Source organism: Caballeronia sp. LZ032 (assembly GCF_031451315.1).
Taxonomy (GTDB): domain Bacteria; phylum Pseudomonadota; class Gammaproteobacteria; order Burkholderiales; family Burkholderiaceae; genus Caballeronia.
On the sequence record NZ_JARUXP010000003.1, the window covers coordinates 889,132 to 905,130 of the forward strand.

Annotated in this window: 15 protein-coding genes; 9 read left to right on the top strand and 6 right to left on the bottom strand. The window is 66.3% G+C overall.

Annotated features, from left to right (window positions below):
- Positions 1-3: 3 nt before the first annotated feature.
- From QCE69_RS25435 to QCE69_RS25460, 6 genes are all read left to right on the top strand, one after another.
- Positions 4-2,406 (top strand): MMPL family transporter, encoded by a 2,403-nt coding sequence (locus QCE69_RS25435; RefSeq protein WP_309933646.1) that lies wholly within the window; start codon positions 4-6, stop codon positions 2,404-2,406.
- Complete coding sequence (locus tag QCE69_RS25440) at positions 2,403-3,224, top strand: polysaccharide deacetylase family protein (RefSeq protein ID WP_309933647.1); 822 nt, start codon at positions 2,403-2,405, stop codon at positions 3,222-3,224. The genes QCE69_RS25435 and QCE69_RS25440 overlap by 4 nt, the downstream gene beginning before the upstream one ends.
- Before the next feature lie 32 nt (positions 3,225-3,256).
- Positions 3,257-3,997 (top strand): class I SAM-dependent methyltransferase, encoded by a 741-nt coding sequence (locus QCE69_RS25445; RefSeq protein ID WP_309933648.1) that lies wholly within the window; start codon positions 3,257-3,259, stop codon positions 3,995-3,997.
- Between the two features lie 73 nt (positions 3,998-4,070).
- Positions 4,071-5,279: a beta-ketoacyl-[acyl-carrier-protein] synthase family protein gene (locus QCE69_RS25450; protein ID WP_309934188.1), complete on the top strand. Its 1,209-nt coding sequence runs from the start codon at positions 4,071-4,073 to the stop codon at positions 5,277-5,279.
- Complete coding sequence (locus QCE69_RS25455) at positions 5,276-6,076, top strand: beta-ketoacyl synthase chain length factor (RefSeq protein ID WP_309933651.1); 801 nt, start codon at positions 5,276-5,278, stop codon at positions 6,074-6,076. Before QCE69_RS25450 ends, QCE69_RS25455 begins: the two co-directional genes overlap by 4 nt.
- Complete coding sequence (locus QCE69_RS25460; protein WP_309933653.1) at positions 6,070-6,558, top strand: hotdog family protein; 489 nt, start codon at positions 6,070-6,072, stop codon at positions 6,556-6,558. The genes QCE69_RS25455 and QCE69_RS25460 overlap by 7 nt, the downstream gene beginning before the upstream one ends.
- Here QCE69_RS25460 and QCE69_RS25465 read toward each other — a convergent pair.
- From QCE69_RS25465 to QCE69_RS25475, 3 genes are all read right to left on the bottom strand, one after another.
- Positions 6,516-7,286, bottom strand: a complete 771-nt coding sequence (locus tag QCE69_RS25465; protein WP_309924234.1) for a class I SAM-dependent methyltransferase — start codon at positions 7,284-7,286, stop codon at positions 6,516-6,518. The two genes, QCE69_RS25460 and QCE69_RS25465, sit on opposite strands and share 43 nt — an antisense overlap.
- 1,168 nt (positions 7,287-8,454) lie before the next feature.
- Positions 8,455-9,192, bottom strand: a complete 738-nt coding sequence (locus QCE69_RS25470; RefSeq protein ID WP_309933655.1) for a hypothetical protein — start codon at positions 9,190-9,192, stop codon at positions 8,455-8,457.
- A gap of 216 nt (positions 9,193-9,408) precedes the next feature.
- Positions 9,409-9,990 carry a flavin reductase family protein gene (locus tag QCE69_RS25475; RefSeq protein WP_309933657.1) on the bottom strand — a complete coding sequence of 194 codons (582 nt, stop codon included), beginning with the start codon at positions 9,988-9,990 and terminating at the stop codon, positions 9,409-9,411.
- 178 nt (positions 9,991-10,168) lie between these two features.
- Between QCE69_RS25475 and QCE69_RS25480 the strand changes: the two genes are divergently transcribed.
- The 3 genes from QCE69_RS25480 (at position 10,169) to QCE69_RS25490 (ending at position 13,603) form a co-directional block, all read left to right on the top strand.
- Positions 10,169-10,912, top strand: coding sequence for a PadR family transcriptional regulator (locus tag QCE69_RS25480; RefSeq protein WP_309933659.1), 744 nt, complete (start codon positions 10,169-10,171; stop codon positions 10,910-10,912).
- A 40-nt stretch (positions 10,913-10,952) separates the two neighbouring features.
- Positions 10,953-11,783: a siderophore-interacting protein gene (locus QCE69_RS25485; protein WP_309933661.1), complete on the top strand. Its 831-nt coding sequence runs from the start codon at positions 10,953-10,955 to the stop codon at positions 11,781-11,783.
- 83 nt (positions 11,784-11,866) lie between these two features.
- Positions 11,867-13,603 carry an IlvD/Edd family dehydratase gene (locus QCE69_RS25490; RefSeq protein WP_309933663.1) on the top strand — a complete coding sequence of 579 codons (1,737 nt, stop codon included), beginning with the start codon at positions 11,867-11,869 and terminating at the stop codon, positions 13,601-13,603.
- Here QCE69_RS25490 and QCE69_RS25495 read toward each other — a convergent pair whose 3' ends face one another.
- Genes QCE69_RS25495 through QCE69_RS25505 form a run of 3 tightly spaced genes read right to left on the bottom strand, consistent with a single transcriptional unit; the run spans position 13,604 to position 15,992 of the window.
- Complete coding sequence (locus QCE69_RS25495; protein ID WP_309924244.1) at positions 13,604-14,380, bottom strand: ABC transporter permease subunit; 777 nt, start codon at positions 14,378-14,380, stop codon at positions 13,604-13,606.
- The gene (locus QCE69_RS25500; RefSeq protein WP_309924246.1) at positions 14,377-15,135 is read right to left on the bottom strand and encodes an ABC transporter permease subunit; all 759 of its coding nucleotides are present in this window, start codon (positions 15,133-15,135) and stop codon (positions 14,377-14,379) included. The genes QCE69_RS25495 and QCE69_RS25500 overlap by 4 nt, the downstream gene beginning before the upstream one ends.
- Entirely contained in the window at positions 15,132-15,992 is an 861-nt protein-coding gene (locus QCE69_RS25505) for an ABC transporter ATP-binding protein (RefSeq protein WP_309933665.1), read from the bottom strand. Before QCE69_RS25505 ends, QCE69_RS25500 begins: the two co-directional genes overlap by 4 nt.
- Positions 15,993-15,999 lie beyond the last annotated feature (7 nt).

A 15,999-nucleotide genomic window follows, 5' to 3' on the forward strand; every position in this document is an offset into this window, starting at 1 on the left:
CCGATGTCTTCAGGCGCGCGCGGCCTCGTCGCGGTGTGGCGGGTGCTGCGCCAGCCCGCCGTGATCCTCTGGGTGTGCCTGCTCGCAGCGTGCGCGGGCGTGATTGCGCGCACGCAGTTTTCCGCCGATCTCTCCGCCTTCCTGCCACGCACGCCGAGCGAACAGCAACGCGTGCTGGTCGAGCAACTGCGCGACGGACTGGTGTCGCGGCTGATTCTCGTCGGCATCGAGGGCGGCGACGCGGCCGGGCGCGCCGAGGTGTCGCGCAAGCTGGCGGCGACGCTGCGCAATGACGCGCGTTTCTCCGCGATCCATAACGGCGAGCCGGTCGCGCAGGCGCGCGACGAGCGCTTCGTGTTCGAGCATCGCTATCAGCTGAGCCCTGACGTGACGCCCGAGCGTTTCAGCGAGGCGGGCCTCAAGGATGCGCTGGCGGGCAGCCTCGACCTGCTCGAATCGTCGGCGGGCATGATGGCGAAGGACCTGCTGCCGCACGATCCGACCGGCGAAGTCACCGCGCTCGTCAGCCAGCTCGACAGCGGCGCGCAGCCGCCGTTGCAAGATGGCGCGTGGGCGTCGCGCGACGGCCGGCGCGCCGTGCTGCTCGCGCAGACCGCCGCCGCCGGCTCCGATACCGACGCACAGTCCGCCGCGCTCGGCGCCCTTCAACATGCCTTCCGGCAGGCCGCGCCTTCGGCGTCGCCATATCGCCTGCTGCTGACGGGTCCGGGCGTGTTCGCCGTCGAGACCCGCGACACCATCATGCGCGAGGTGCGCTGGCTGTCGGCGGCGAGCATCGCGTTGATCGTCGTGTTGCTGCTGGCCGTGTACCGCTCGCTGCCTACCCTCTTGCTCGGCCTGATGCCGGTGCTGACGGGCGTCGCGGCCGGGGTCGCCGCCGTGAGCCTCGTGTTCGGCACGGTGCATGGACTGACGCTGGGCTTCGGCACGACGCTGATCGGCGAGGCTGTCGACTATTCCATCTACCTCTTCGTGCAGTCCGCCGGCATCCGTTTCGGCGGCCGGCGCGAGTCGCTCAAGGACTGGGTCGCGGGCTTCTGGCCGACCATCCGTCTGGGCGTGCTGACGTCGATCTGCGGCTACGCGTCGATGCTCTTCTCGGGCTTTCCGGGCCTCGTGCAACTCGGGCTGTATTCGATCGTCGGCCTGGCGACGGCGGGCGTCGTCACGCGTTTCGTGCTGCCGTATCTGCTCCCGGCCAACTTCACGATTCGCGATGTCTCGCGCCTCGGCACGCTGCTCGCGCGCGGTGCGGCGCGCGCCTCGAAGCTGCGCGGCGCGCTCGCGGTGCTGCTGATCGCCGCGCTCGCCGTGCTGCTGATGCAGCGCCACGGCCTGTGGAGCCAGGAACTCGCGGCGCTGAGTCCGGTGCCGAAGGCCAGCCAGGATCTCGATGCCCGCCTGCGCGCGGATGTCGGCGCGCCGGACGTGCGCTATCTCGTGGTGGTGTCGGCGGCGACGGAGCAGGCGGCGCTCGAACGCGCGGAGGCGGTCGCGCGGCCATTGCAGCCGCTCGTCGATGCACACGTGATCGCTGGTTTCGAAAGCCCGGCGCGCTATCTGCCAAGCGAGGCGGCGCAGCGCGCGCGCATCGCCAGCCTGCCGCCCGCCGACACACTGCGCACGCGGCTCGCCGACGCGCTGCGCGAGCAGACCGTTCGTATCAAGCCGGAGGTGTTCGAGCCGTTCATCGCCGATGTCGACACGGCCCGCGCCCAGCCGCCGTTGCATCGCGCCGACTTGCAGGGCACGTCGATGGCGCTGGCCGTCGATTCGCTGCTCACCGGAAGCAATGGCCGCTGGACCGCGATGCTGCCGCTGCGCGCCGCCGCGGGATCGGACCTGCAGGCGCAGCGGATTCGCGCGGCGCTGGCGGAGGCGCACGTGCCCGCCGCGCTGTTCGTCGACATGAAAGCCGAAGCCGACCGGCTCTACCAGAACTACGTGCACGAGGACATCCGGCTGTCGCTGGGCGGCTTTGCGGCGATCGTCGTGCTGCTCGTGTTCGCGCTGCGCTCGCCGGTGCGCGCGGCCCGCACGCTGGCGCCGCTGGTGGCGGCGGTGATCGTCGTGATCGCCGGGCTGGCGGCGGCGGGCAAGGCGCTGACGATCCTGCATCTGATCGGCATGCTGCTGATCGTCGCGGTCGGCTCGAACTACGCACTGTTCTTCAATTACCGCCCGCACGCTGAACGCGGCGCCGTTTCGCCGCAGACGCTGGTCTCGCTGCTGATCGCCAATCTGGCGACGGTGCTCGGCTTCGGCCTGCTGGCGCTGTCGCATGTGCCGATGCTCGAAACCTTCGGACTCACGGTCGGCCCCGGCGCGATTCTCGCGCTGCTGTTCTCGGCGATTCTCGCGCCGCGTCCGGAGTCCCGACGATGAGTTCGCCCCTTGCACCGCCCGGACAGCCGCGCCGCTGGCGGCCAGCGCCGCTCGTCGGCGGCGCGGCGGCCGTGCATGCGGGCGCGCTGGCCGCGCTGCTGGCGGCGCCCGCAAGCTGGCCGTGGGCGGCGGGCGGCGTCGTGGCCTCGCATCTGGCGCTGACGGCGGCGGGACTCTGGCCGCGCAGCGCGCTGCTCGGCCACAACTGGACGACGCTGCCGGACACGGCCGGCGCGTGCGTGGCGATCACCATCGACGACGGTCCTTCTCCCGAAGTCACGCCGCGCGTGCTCGACCTGCTCGACCGGCATCAGGCTCGTGCGACCTTCTTTTGCATCGGCGAGCGGGCGCGCGAACATCCAGGCATCGTGCGCGAGATCGTCGCGCGCGGGCATGCGGTGGAGAACCACAGCCAGCGGCATCGGCATCATTTTTCGCTGCTGGGGCCGCGCGCGATGCGGCGCGAGATCGAAGCCGCGCAGGACACGCTCGGCGATATCACGGGCACGCGGCCGCTGTTCTTCCGCGCTCCGGCCGGCTTGCGCAATCCGTTTCTTGAGCCGGTGCTGTGCGGGCTCGGCCTGCATCTCGCCAGTTGGACGCGGCGCGGCTTCGACACCCGCACCGGCGACGCGGCGCTCGTCGCGCGCCGTCTGCTGGACGGCTTTGCGCCGCGCGACATCCTGCTGCTGCACGACGGCCACACCGCCCGCGATGCATCCGGCGCGCCGGTCATCCTCGCCGCGCTCGACACCGTGTTGCACGCGGCCGGCGCGCGCAGCCTCGCGGCCGTCACCTTGCGCGAGGCGATCGCGTAGACTGCACGGGCCCATCGTTCATCAGGTCCCGCATGGTCCCGGCCGAGCTCATCGAGACAGCCCGTCGTCCTTTCCGCGCCGCAGGGCGCTTTGCGTGGCATTTCGCGGCCGCCAAGCTGCGGCACGATCCCTTCTTCCCCCATCTGCTCGCGCACGGCCTGATTCCGGACGGCGCGCGCATCCTCGATCTCGGCAGCGGTCAGGGGCTGCTGGCCGCCTGGCTGATGGCCGCGCATGCCTGGCATCGCGATGGCGCGCCCGGCACATGGCCCGGGCATTGGCCCGCGCCGCCGCTGCTGGGCTCGCTGCATGGCATCGAACTGACGCCGCGCGATATCGAGCGCGCGCGCATCGGCTTGCGGGCGCATCGGGCGCGCGTGCAGTTCGTCTGCGACGACATTCGCGCCGCGCCGTTTCCGCAAGCGGACGTGATTGTCGCGTGCGACGTGCTGCATTACGTCGATGCCGACGCCCAGGAATCGGTCCTGCGCCGCATCCGCACGAGTCTGGCGCCGGACGGCGTGCTGCTGCTGCGCGTCAGCGACGCGGCAGCGGGCTGGCGAGCGGGCCTCGACCGGGCCGTCGATTTCGGCATGCAGATCGCGCGCTCCGGCCGCGCGAACGGTCTGACCTGCCGCAGCGAGGCGCAATGGCTGGCCTTGCTCGACGCGCTCGGCTTCAACGTGACGACCCGTCCGATGGGCGACGGCGCGCATGAGGCGAATCGGCTGATGATCGCCCGCCTTGGGCGCATCGGCCGCCTCGGTCGCTGAGCCCCTGAGCCCCGTCCGGCGCGCGACAGAGCGTTTGTTACAATTCATCGAATATCGAATGCCTGAGCCCGTAGTGAACCCTTTTCTGCTGACGCACTTCACCGCCACGAGTTGCGCGGGACGCGGCCTCGACGCGACGCGCGCCGCGCTCGTCGAAGGACGCGGCGGACTCGCCCCATGCGACTTCGACGGGGCCGATCTCAAGACCTATACAGGCCGGGTTGCCGGCATCGAGGACGAACCCGTCCGCGCCGATCTTTCCGCCTTCGACTGCCGCAACAACCGGCTCGCGCAGATCGCGCTGACCCAGGACGGTTTCGACGCGCGTGTGCGGGACGCCATTGCGCGGGTGGGCGCGGCGCGCGTCGGCGTGTTCATGGGTACGAGCACGGCGGGCATCCTCGAAACCGAGCTTGCCTATCAGCGCCGCGATCCGCTCACCGGCGCACTGCCCGCCGACTTCAACTACGCCGCCACCCACAATCCGTTTTCCCTCGCCGCCTTCGTGCGCGTGTATTTCGGCGTGCGCGGGCCGGCGGTGTCGGTGTCGTCGGCGTGTTCGTCGGGGGCGAAGGTGTTCGGCTCGGCGCGCCGCATGCTCGATACCGGCCTGATCGACGTGGCCGTGGTGGGCGGCGTCGATACGCTGTGTCTCACCACGCTCTACGGCTTCAATTCGCTCGAACTGCTCGCGCCGGGACCGTGCAGGCCGTTCGATCTGCATCGCAACGGCATCAACATCGGCGAAGCGGCGGCCTTCGGGCTGCTGGAACGCGATACGCCCGAGGCCGACGCTCACGCGATTCGCTTCCTGGGCATCGGGGAAACGAGCGATGCGCATCATATGTCGTCGCCGCATCCCGAGGGTCTCGGCGCGCGCATGGCGATGGAACAGGCGCTGGCGAGCGCCGGACTCGATGCACGCGACATCGGCTATGTAAACCTGCACGGCACCGCGACGCCGAGCAACGACGCCGCCGAAAGCCTCGCGCTGAACAGCGTCTTCGACAGCGTGCCGTGCAGTTCCACCAAAGGCGCAACGGGGCATACGCTCGGCGCGGCGGGGGCGCTCGAAGCCGTCATTGCGGCGCTGGCGCTGCAACACCAGATGATCCCGGCGGGCGCGAATACGACCGAACCGGACCCGGCGCTCGGCCTCGATTACGTCACGGCGACGCGCCGCGCACCGTTGCGCGCGGTGCTGTCCAACTCGTTCGGGTTTGGGGGCACCAATTGCAGCCTGGTGTTCGGGCTGGGCGCGCGCGAAGGGGGATCGGCATGATTCCGCTGCGCGCGTATATCGAAGGGATCGGGGTGATCGGGCCGGGGCTTGCGGACTGGCCGCAGGCTGCGGAGGTGCTGACGCAGCGCGCCGCGCTGCATGCCGCCCGGACCGTGTTGCCCGCGCCGGCCGGACTGCCGTCCGCCGAGCGTCGGAGGACGGGTCCGGTAGTGCGCGCCGCGCTCGCCGCCGCGCATGAAGCGGTGGCGCAGAGCGGCCGCGACGCCGCGACGCTCGCGGCCGTGTTCGCGGCATCCGGCGGCGATGGCGGCAACTTCCACGCGATCTGCGAAACCCTCGCGAGCGACGAGCCGCAACTCTCGCCGACCCGTTTTCACAACTCGGTGCACAACGCGCCGGCCGGCTACTGGAGCATCGCGACGCGCGCGATGGCGGCGTCGAACGTGCTGTGCGCGTATGACGGCAGCTTCGCAGCGGGGCTGCTGGAGAGCCTGGCGCAGGTGAGCGTCGATGGCGCTGCAACCCTGCTCGTCGCCTACGACACGGACTACCCGGAACCCTTGCGCAGCGTGCGTCCGATCGACGATGCCTTTGGCGTGGCGCTCGTGCTCGCGTCGCAGAAGAGCGAGCGCTCGCTCGCGTGCATCGAGGCGCGGCTGTGCGCGACGCCTGTCTCCGCGCTCGATGATGCCGCGCTGGAAGCGCTGCGCGTGTCGAATCCGGCGGCGCGGGCGTTGCCTTTGCTCGAAGCAATCGCCGCCTCGCGCACAGCGAGCGTGGTGCTCGATTATCTCGACGACACGCAGCTTGCCGTGGAAGTTGAATCGGTATGTTGAGCGCGGCCCGGACGTTGAAACGCGATGAAATCGCCGCGCGCATTCCGCACGACGGCGCGATGTGCCTGCTGGAATCCGTCGTGGCGTGGAATGCGGAACGCATCCGCTGTACCGCGACGAGCCATCTTGCCGCCGATAACCCGTTGCGCTTCAAGGACCGGCTCGCGTCGGTGTGCGGCATCGAATACGCGGCGCAAGCCATGGCGACGCACGGTGGGCTGATCGGCACGGAACGTGGGCAGCGTCCGCGCGCCGGTCTGCTGACGAGCGTGCGCGGCGTGGACCTGTTCGTTGATCGGCTCGACGGGCTGGATGGGCCGCTCGATATCGAGGCCGAGCGTATCGGCGGGGATGAGAACACGGTGCTGTATCGCTTCAGCGTGCAATGCGCCGGGCGACTGCTGCTGAGCGGCCGCGCTGCTGTGATTCTCGATGCGGGTCAGTCGGCAGGTTGTGCTGCGCCGGGTTTGACTGCGCAGTAGGCTGAGAAGATGCCGAGTTCCACCTCGCGGCGCACTTCGATGAAACCGGCGCTCCTGATTGCCGCCAGCACGGTCGCAGGCGGCACGCAGGCTTCGATGCTGTCCCAGTAATAGCGCATCAGCTCGACGCTTTCCCCCTTCTTCCCCACGACACGCGCAATCAACGGCACCACGCCGCGCATGTAAAACTTCAGTGCTGCGAGGCCCAGGCCATGTTCGGGGCGCGTGATTTCCAGCACGCACAAACGGCCGCCGGGCGCCAGCACGCGGAAGTATTCATCGAACACACGGGTCAGGTCGCCGACGTGGCGCAGCGCGAAGCCCATGCTCAGGAAGTCGTATGAGACGTCATCGCAGGGCAGCTGCTCGGCACTGCCGATACGCGTCTCGACGCCAACCGGCAACTGCGCCTGTCCGACCATGCCCGGGCTCGGATCGACTCCGGTGACGAGCGCCGCGTCGCCGGTGATCGCGACGGCCTCCTTCGTGACGAGACCGGTGCCCATGCCGACATCGAGCACGCGCATGCCCCGCTTAAGGCCCGCCGAGCGCAGCGCCCGATTGCGATACCACGGGCCGGAACCCAACGCCATCGCGCGTTCGATGGCGTCGTAGTCGCTCGCGGTGCGGTCGAACATGCCGCGCAGCCAGGTGCGTCGGTTGGATTCGTCGGGGTAGTAGGCGGTCAGGGGTTCGTGCGGGACCTCGGGGCGGGAGGGTTCACGCATGGTGGTTGGGGGTTGGTGGGGTGTTCGTCGAATGACGAGCATTCGGTTGCAGCGATTGGGTCATGAGAATCATGAAGGGAAATCCGCTGGAAGGGTTGACAACGGAGTATCGCGGGTGGAGGGGCTGGAGTAAATGGGTGGTTGGGGTTGGGGCATGCATGCAGCGTTCGTTCGGTCAGCGCTGCTGGATTCCAGACTACCCCTGTCTCTTATGAATGAATTGAAGATCTTTTGATGAGAATTCTCCATTTTCAATAAAAATTAATTGCAGCTCTTTATCAGAGAAATACGATGGGCTATGCAGTCCATCTTCTCTTGACATCGAATACTGGAGATATTCTTGAGAGCTAGCGAAAAACCCTCGTCTCTCCTTCCTTTGTTCGAAAAGGACAACGGTGTTTCCGTAGCTATTTTCCAGGAGAAATTGCGAATTCACCCGTTCGACCGGATGACTGACCCGCGTCCACAGAGGTCCGCAGGTGGAAGTATCCAAAGCGCAGTATTACAGCGGGGAAGGAAAGAAGCGCAGATATGCCTCTATCGACCGGGCCTCATTGGACTGTGTTTCCCTTAGCGCCTGCGACGCCAGAAAATACATCCATCTTTTAAATCCGCTTCGATTCAAGTTCACATTCGTCGACGGCCAGTGCGCTGCGAAGTAGTGAAGGAACTCTGGCCAGAGTATAGAGTTCGGGTCGCTCTGGAATCTGCCAGCGGTTTTTCGATTCAGGCGCTTGCGATGCCGCATTCAGAACGCAGAAATTCATTTGGCATTGAGCATGCAAAAGGCTTGATGCAAGGGCGCTTCTAACAGGGAAGCTGGCACTCCACTCCGCCTCGACGGCGCGCCACATTACCTCGATCTCCAGTGCAGCATGTCGCCGCGGTAGTCACCACTGCAGCCAGCACTGCATTCATCGACGCCACCGTCGACCAATCCCGTGCAGCAACGCCGCCGTGCCGGCACGGCGTGCGCGACGCAATCCGACGCCGATGGGTCCTTCCTGACTGGTCAGCCGCCCTTGCTCAAGAGCGCGACGGACAACGCGCCCAGCACCTTGCATCATGCAATCCCGCACGCAGAACGCGAAATACTCTTTGGCATTCGGTATGCAAAAGGCTTAATACCGAGTCCCATCCGAAGCAAATGGAAGCGATTCGCAGTGCGTCAATCAGCCGCGACCGCAGCATGTTGTACTGTCCTTGCACTTCCGCCGACGGCCGCCGCAGCAAAGCCCGGATCCATCGTCCCAGAACTCACCACCGATCGATCAGCTGCAGGCGCCGGCAACGCCAGCGTCATCGCACGCTGTGCGCGCCGCATCGAGTTGCGGACACGCCGCTCCGGCCGGCTCAGCATTCCGCCGCCCACGAGCGCCACGAATGAAGCCACCAACGGAACCGCGAGCAGCATCGTCGCGAACTTGAACAACCCGAGCCGCAGCGGACTGCGCGCCGCCCATGCCGACCAGCCGGTTGCAAAAAAAACATAGGCAAGGCCGGCGGGCGCGCCGGCAAGCTCGGGCGCACCCACCCACTGCGCGAAGGGCAAAGGAAAAACGAGTACGAAAAGCGCGACGCTCGCGAGGGCATGCACCAGCAGCGCCCGCCGACGTCTTGCCAGACCGCTCAACGACCAGAACGCCAGCACCAGCACGAACGGCGGACACGCGGCTACGACGATCGCCAGCGTCAGATAGACCAGCACGCCTGCCAGCAGATTGCGCGAGTAACCCGCCGACGACGCATACCACACCAGATACGCCGCCGCGGCCGCCCCCACGCAGGCGAAGTACGCCACCATGCCGCTCTGCCCGTCGGGCGCGACGACGAGTCTCAGCAACAGCAGGCTCGTGAAGGCGATGAGATAAACCAGAAAACGCAAGACCGAAAAACGTTGCTGCATGCCACACCCCAGTTCCCCTGACGGCTTCGCGGTCCTGGTCCGGCTGATGTGCCGGGGAGACCGTCTGCGTCCGTCTGTCGCCTGCGTCCGCGTTCGGATGACGGATCGCGAGGCTCAAGATGTCGCCGCCAATGGCCAATGAGGCGTTCGCGATCGACTTTTATTTATCGACTGAGGAATGGGAAATCTTTAGTGCGCAATAAAACGCACCGGCAGTCAGCGCGGCAGCGTCCTGGCCTTTTTCATCGCGGACGCACTCACGAAATTTCCCGCGCCGAGATGGTGCAGCGTATGCAGCGGCTCGTTGGACTCGTCGAGGTGCCAGTGGCCCTCCGAGAACACGACAGGGTCCGCGGCCGCCGCGACGACTTCCGCGAAACACGTGTCGTACGCGTCCTCGGTGTGCTTCTCTTCGATGAGCCTGCACTCGAGCCACGCCGCACAGTTCTTCTCGATCAGCGGCAGCCCGAGCACCGGACCTTCCACCGTTTCGATGCCGAAGGTATCGAACTTGTCGAGTTCGCGTCCGTCCGTCGTGCCGACCGCGTAGGTCATGTCCATCGCGGCCGCGCCCGGCACGATCACGCCGAATATCCCGCTCGCAGCGGCGAGTTCGCGTGTGAACGTGCGCTTGTCGATGACGATGGCAATGCGCGGCGGCGTGAATTCCACCGGCATCGACCAGGCAGCGGCCATCACGTTGCGGCGGCCGCCGTGTGCGCTCGTGACGAGCACCGTCGGACCATGATTGATGAGGCGGCTCGCGTGTTCCAGCTTGACGGGAAGAAAGTGGCTCATGGGGTTTCTAAAAAAAGTGGAACGATTTGCGTGGAAAAAAAGCGGAACAGATGACGTGATTTTAGGCGGCGACCGGCGCACACGCCCTGGATCCGCTCGAAGCCGATAATCAGCTTGACAGACACTCTTACGATATATATCTTTAGATATGTTTTACGACATATCTGGAGCGTACCTCATGAAATCCCGTTGCTTTCAACATGCACGTGAAGTCGGCTTCCGTGCATCTGGTTTCGATTTCCCCTTCGATGCACCCGAGTGGTTCGAACGGTTTGCCATCGAGCGCCGCGGCATGATCGGGCGCCATGGCCGTGGCGGCGGACGCTTCGGCGGCGGCCCTGGCGGTCCCGGAGGCATGGGTGGGATGGGCGGCATGGGCGGGTTCGGCGAAGACGGCATGCCGCGCGGCCGCAAGTTCTCGTCCGACGACCTGCAATTGCTTCTCCTCGCCATGCTGGCCGAGGCGGCGCGTCATGGCTACGAACTCATCAAGGCGCTGGAAGACCGTTCGAACGGCTTCTACGCACCCAGTCCCGGCATGGTGTATCCGGCGCTCACGTATCTGGAAGAACTCGGCCACACCACCGTCGAACTGGAAGGCAACCGCAAGCGTTACGCGCTGTCCGAGACCGGCCGCGAGTACCTCGCGGCGAATCGCGAACGCGTGGACATCATGCTCGCGAAGCTCACGCATTTCGCACGCAAGATGGATCTCGTGCGCCGCGCCTACATGGGCGAGGACGTCGAGGACCCGAGCGGCGACACCGGCTGGGTGCCCGAGCTGATCGCCGCGCGGCGCGCGCTGAAGAAGGCCATGCTGCTGCGCACGAACGCATCGGCGGACGAACAGCGCCGCATTGCCGCGATCCTCGCCCGCGCCACGGCCGAGATCGAACAGAACCCCGCGCCCAAGCAGGCGTAACCAGGACGCAAGAAAAAACGGAAAAAAGGAAACGCATACGATGATCGATTCCATCCTCCAACACCGGCCCGACCTCGAAGTCACCCGCGTCCGTCACCCGCTCAGGTTTCGCCTGGTGCAAGTGCAGCGCGTGCAGACACTGAACCCTTTCCTCGTGCGCGTGACCTTCAGCGGCGACGATCTCGCTGACTTCGTCAGCGCCTCCTTCGACGATCACGTCAAGCTGTTCTTCCCGGCGCCGGGCGAGTCCATGCCCGCGCTGCCGCAATCGAGCCCGGACGGTCCGGTCTTCGATCCGTCGAAGCCCCGTCCCGTCGCGCGCGACTTCACGCCGCGCCGTTTCGACCCGGCCGCCCGTGAACTCGACATCGAGTTCGCGCTGCATGAAGCCGGTCCCGCCACCGACTGGGCGTCGCAAGCCGCGCCAGGTCAGTATCTCGGCATCGGCGGGCCGCGCGGGTCGTTCGTGATTCCAGTGCAGTTCGACTGGCATCTGCTGATCGGCGACGAAACCGCCTTGCCTGCGATCGCCCGACGCGTCGAAGAGCTGCCTGCCGGCACGCGCGTGGCTACCTTGATCGAGGTGGCCGAGCCATCCGCGCGCATTGAATTCGACACCCATGCCGACCTCTACGCGCAATGGCGTTATAGAAACGAAAGCGAGCATCCCGGCGGCGCGCTGTTGCTCGCCTTGAGGGAGACCTACATGCCCGAGGGCGAAGGCTATGTATGGGCCGCTGGCGAAGCGACGCTGATGCGCGCAGTGCGCCAGTTGCTGACCACCGAGCGCGGCATCGACAAGCGGCGCATCCGCGCGTCCGCCTACTGGAAGCGCGGCGAGCAAGGCGTGCATGGCAGCATCGAGGACTGAGCACACGCGGTCCGCTTTCATGGCGCGGACAGCCGGACCCAAAGCCGCGATAATCCCGTCATGGAGACAACCGGCAACCAGACATGACCGACGACACCAGCAATAAGCCACGCGGCCTGCGCAAATCGCTGACGAGCTATGGAGACAACGGCTTTTCGCTCTTTCTGCGCAAGGCCTTCATCAAGGGCGCGGGCTATACCGACAGCGCGCTCGACCGCCCGGTCATCGGCATCGTCAACACCGGCAGCGCGTACAACCCCTGTCACGGCAACGCGCCGCAGCTGATCGAAGCGGTCAAGCGCGGCGTGATGCTGGCAGGCGGCCTGCCGATGGACTTCCCCACCATCTCCATCGCCGAATCGTTCTCGCAACCGACGAGCATGTATCTGCGCAACCTGATGTCGATCGACACGGAAGAGATGATCCGCGCGCAGCCCATGGACGCCGTGGTGCTGATCGGCGGTTGCGACAAGACCGTGCCCGCGCAGTTGATGGGCGCGGCATCGGCGGGCATTCCTTCCATTCAACTGATCACCGGCTCGATGCTCACCGGCGCGCATCGCGGCGAACGCGTCGGCGCATGCACCGATTGCCGGCGCTACTGGGGCCGCTTTCGCGCTGAAGAAATCAATGCCGATGAAATCGCCGCGGTCAACAACCAGCTCGTCGCGAGCGTGGGCACCTGCTCCGTGATGGGCACCGCGAGCACCATGGCATGCATCGCCGAGGCGCTCGGCATGACGGTGCCCGGTGGCGCGTCGCCGCCGGCGGTGACATCGGACCGCATGCGCATCGCCGAACTCACAGGCACCCAAGCCGTGAAGATGGCGCACGAGCAGCTCACCATCGACAAGATCCTCACCGCCGAGGCCTTGGAGAACGCCATGCGCGTGCTGCTCGCGATCGGCGGGTCGACGAACGGCATCGTGCATCTGACGGCCATCGCGGGACGCATGGGCTATGAAGTCGATCTGAAGGCCCTCGACCGCATGGGGCGCGAGACGCCCGTGCTCGTCGACCTCAAGCCTTCCGGCGCGCATTACATGGAGGACTTTCACAAGGCCGGCGGCATGGCGAGCTTGCTGCGCGAGCTCAAGCCGCTGCTGAACCTCGACGCCCTCACCGTGACGGGACGCACCCTCGGCGAGGAGATCGACGCGGCGGGCCCGCCGTTCGCGCAGGACGTCGTGCGTCCGTTCGACAGGCCGGTCTATCCCCAAGGCGGCATCGCCGTGCTCGAAGGCAATCTCGCGCCGGGCGGCGCGATCATCAAGCAATCGGCGGCCGACGCACGGCTGATGGAACACGAAGGCCGCGCGGTCGTATTCGAGAACGGCGCGGACCTCGCGGCGCGTATCGATGCCGACGACCTCGACGTCACGCCGGACGATATTCTCGTGCTGAAGAACATTGGGCCCAAGGGCGCGCCGGGCATGCCGGAAGCCGGCTATATCCCGATCCCGCGCAAGCTCGCGGTGCAGGGCGTGAAGGACATCGTGCGCATCTCGGATGGCCGCATGAGCGGCACTGCGTTCGGCACCATCGTGTTGCACGTGACGCCGGAGTCCGCCATCGGTGGACCGCTTGCGCATGTACGCAATGGCGATCGTATTCGTCTGAGCGTATCGAAACGGGAATTGAGCCTGCTGATCAGCGATGAAGAACTGGCGGCGCGCGCGCAGGCATCGCCCGTGACGGAACCGAGCGCGGATCGCGGCTATCGCAAACTCTTCTACGACACGGTGACGCAGGCAGACAAGGGCGTCGACTTCGACTTTCTGCGCGCGGCACGCATGCGCGGCGTGACGCCGCGCGGCTGATCAGTCTTCATGCGTGAGATGTCGCTGCCACGCCAGGAACAGCATGTTCACCAGCGTCGCGAACACGAACAGCATCAGCGCGAGCGCCATGATCGTGCTGGTCTCGTTGCGGTTCATCGCGATCATCAGCAGGCGGCCGATGCCGCTTTGCGATGCGAACATCTCGCCGATCAGCGTGCCGAGCAAGGTCAGCGAGAAGCCAATGCGCAGGCCTGCGACCACCTCGGGCACGCACGCGGGCAACAGCACGAAGCGCGCGAAATCGCCGGGACTCATGCGATAGGTTCGCGCCGCCCGCGCGTAAATGGGCGGCATGTTGCGCACGGCATTCATCGTGAACAATGCAATCGGCACGATGCCATGCATCACGCCGAATACGATCTTGGCCCATAGCCCAAGGCCACACGCCAGCAGCACCACCGGGTATAGCGTCACCTTCGGGATCGAATAGAAGCCCATCATCAGCGGCTCCATCACATCTCCGGCGAGGCGTCGCGCCCCCAGCAGCAAGCCGATGCCGACGCCCGCCACAGCGGATATCGCAAACGCCGATGCGAATGCGAGCGAGGTCACATAGAGACTCTGCGGGAAGTCCACATCGCTCACGATATGCACGGCGCGCTGCACGGTATGCAAAGGCGTCGTCAGCACATCGGGGCCGAGCCATTCGCTCAGGATCTGCCACAACGCGACGAGCACGACGATCAGCACGAGCGCATCCGTCCAGCGTCGCGCGGCGCGCGGCTTCGCGACAGCGGAGGCAAGCGCCGTACTCATGCCGCCTCCCTGCGGATACGCCGGTACAGCCGCTTCTCGGCTTGCCGCAGCAAGCCGTTGATCGTCGTGACGAAGACCAGCATCAGCACCATGAGGCCATACATGACGGCGTTGTCGAACGCGTTGTAGGCGAACGCGATCTGATAGCCGAACCCCGAACCCGACAACACGAATTCGCCGGCCACGACCGCAATGAACGCATACACCACGGTCAGCTTGATGCCGGTGAAGACGAACGGCAGGCTGGCGGGCAGCGTAATCAGGCGAATCTCGTCGAGGGTGCTCAGGCGGCATACGCGCGCGGTGCGCAACAGAACACGCGGTACGCGCTCGAGACCGTTGAGCGTGTTGACGGCCATCGCGACCACCGCGAACAGGAAGCCGATGCCCACCAGCGGCCAGCGATTGAGCCCGAAGATCACGATCAGGATCGGATACAGCACGAACACGGGCACCGCGTAGTACGAGAGCAGCAAAGGGTCGAGCACCCGGCGCAGGCGCGGCAGCCTGAACAGCACCACCCCGCCGATGAAGCCCGCAATCACCGCGAGCACCACGGCCAGCAGGGCGCTGCTGAGCGTCTGCACGATATCGAGCGTGAACTGCCCCGACGTAAGGATCTGCCATGCGCTGAGCGCCATGCGCGAAGGCGGAATGAACGACACCGGGTTGATCCACGCGAGACGCGTCGCCACTTCGAGCAAGGCGAGCAGCGCGACGACCAGCCCGATGCGCCAGCGCGCCGCCTCGTTCATGGCCGGCTCCCGAGCGCCTTCAATGCCTCGTCGCGCAGCAGGCCCCACACTTGCGCGGTCAGCTCGCCGAAGCGCGGATCAAGCGCGATGGTGCTGTCGCGCATACGCGACCAGCCGGTCTCGATGGTCGCAATGAAGCGCCCCGGACACGCCGACATCACGCCGATGCGATCCGAGAGCAGCACCGCTTCATCGATCGAATGCGTGATCAGCATCACGGTCGCGCCGGTATCGCGCCATAGCTTGAGGGTTTCGTCGCCCATCAGGAGGCGGGTCTGCTGATCGAGCGCGCCGAACGGTTCGTCGAGCAGCATGAGACGCGGCCGGACCACCATGGCCCGCGCAATGCACACGCGCTGCCGCATGCCGCCCGACAATTGCGCGGGATAGGCGCGCGCAAACGACGCCAGGCCCATGAACGAAAGCGCATGCTGAACGCGTTCGCGCACTTCGTTTTCCGGAACGTTGGCGCGACGCGCGGCGAACGCGGCGTTATCGAATACATTGAGCCACGGGAAGCTCGCGTCTTCCTGGAACACGACCGCCACGCCGTCGGGCACCTGTCGTCCCACCGGCTGCCCCTCGAACTCGACCGTGCCGCCGCTCGCCGGATTCAGGCCCGCGAGCACGTCGAGCAACGTGGACTTGCCGCAACCCGAAGGACCGACGACAGAGAAGAATTCCCCCGCGCGCAATTCGAGGCTCACCGGTCCGAGCGCATGAAAAGGCGGCTTGCCCGCGGCGCCGGGATAGATGCGCGTGACGTCCGTCAGGCGCGCCTGGATGCGCTGCTCGCCGGACGCGGCGGGCTCGCTCGACACCACCGATATCTTCGTGCGACGGGGCAGCACGCTCATTGCTGAC

Excerpts from the sequence above, each read along its gene's own strand:
- QCE69_RS25500 (WP_309924246.1), bottom strand. The coding sequence starts at position 15,135 with ATGAACGAGGCGGCGCGCTGGCGCATCGGGCTGGTCGTCGCGCTGCTC.
- QCE69_RS25460 (WP_309933653.1), top strand. The coding sequence starts at position 6,070 with ATGTTGAGCGCGGCCCGGACGTTGAAACGCGATGAAATCGCCGCGCGC.
- QCE69_RS25475 (WP_309933657.1), bottom strand. The coding sequence starts at position 9,990 with ATGAGCCACTTTCTTCCCGTCAAGCTGGAACACGCGAGCCGCCTCATC.
- QCE69_RS25455 (WP_309933651.1), top strand. The coding sequence starts at position 5,276 with ATGATTCCGCTGCGCGCGTATATCGAAGGGATCGGGGTGATCGGGCCG.
- QCE69_RS25440 (WP_309933647.1), top strand. The coding sequence starts at position 2,403 with ATGAGTTCGCCCCTTGCACCGCCCGGACAGCCGCGCCGCTGGCGGCCA.
- QCE69_RS25465 (WP_309924234.1), bottom strand. The coding sequence starts at position 7,286 with ATGCGTGAACCCTCCCGCCCCGAGGTCCCGCACGAACCCCTGACCGCC.
- QCE69_RS25470 (WP_309933655.1), bottom strand. The coding sequence starts at position 9,192 with ATGCAGCAACGTTTTTCGGTCTTGCGTTTTCTGGTTTATCTCATCGCC.
- QCE69_RS25490 (WP_309933663.1), top strand. The coding sequence starts at position 11,867 with ATGACCGACGACACCAGCAATAAGCCACGCGGCCTGCGCAAATCGCTG.
- QCE69_RS25445 (WP_309933648.1), top strand. The coding sequence starts at position 3,257 with ATGGTCCCGGCCGAGCTCATCGAGACAGCCCGTCGTCCTTTCCGCGCC.
- QCE69_RS25435 (WP_309933646.1), top strand. The coding sequence starts at position 4 with ATGTCTTCAGGCGCGCGCGGCCTCGTCGCGGTGTGGCGGGTGCTGCGC.
- QCE69_RS25495 (WP_309924244.1), bottom strand. The coding sequence starts at position 14,380 with ATGAGTACGGCGCTTGCCTCCGCTGTCGCGAAGCCGCGCGCCGCGCGA.
- QCE69_RS25505 (WP_309933665.1), bottom strand. The coding sequence starts at position 15,992 with ATGAGCGTGCTGCCCCGTCGCACGAAGATATCGGTGGTGTCGAGCGAG.
- QCE69_RS25485 (WP_309933661.1), top strand. The coding sequence starts at position 10,953 with ATGATCGATTCCATCCTCCAACACCGGCCCGACCTCGAAGTCACCCGC.
- QCE69_RS25480 (WP_309933659.1), top strand. The coding sequence starts at position 10,169 with ATGAAATCCCGTTGCTTTCAACATGCACGTGAAGTCGGCTTCCGTGCA.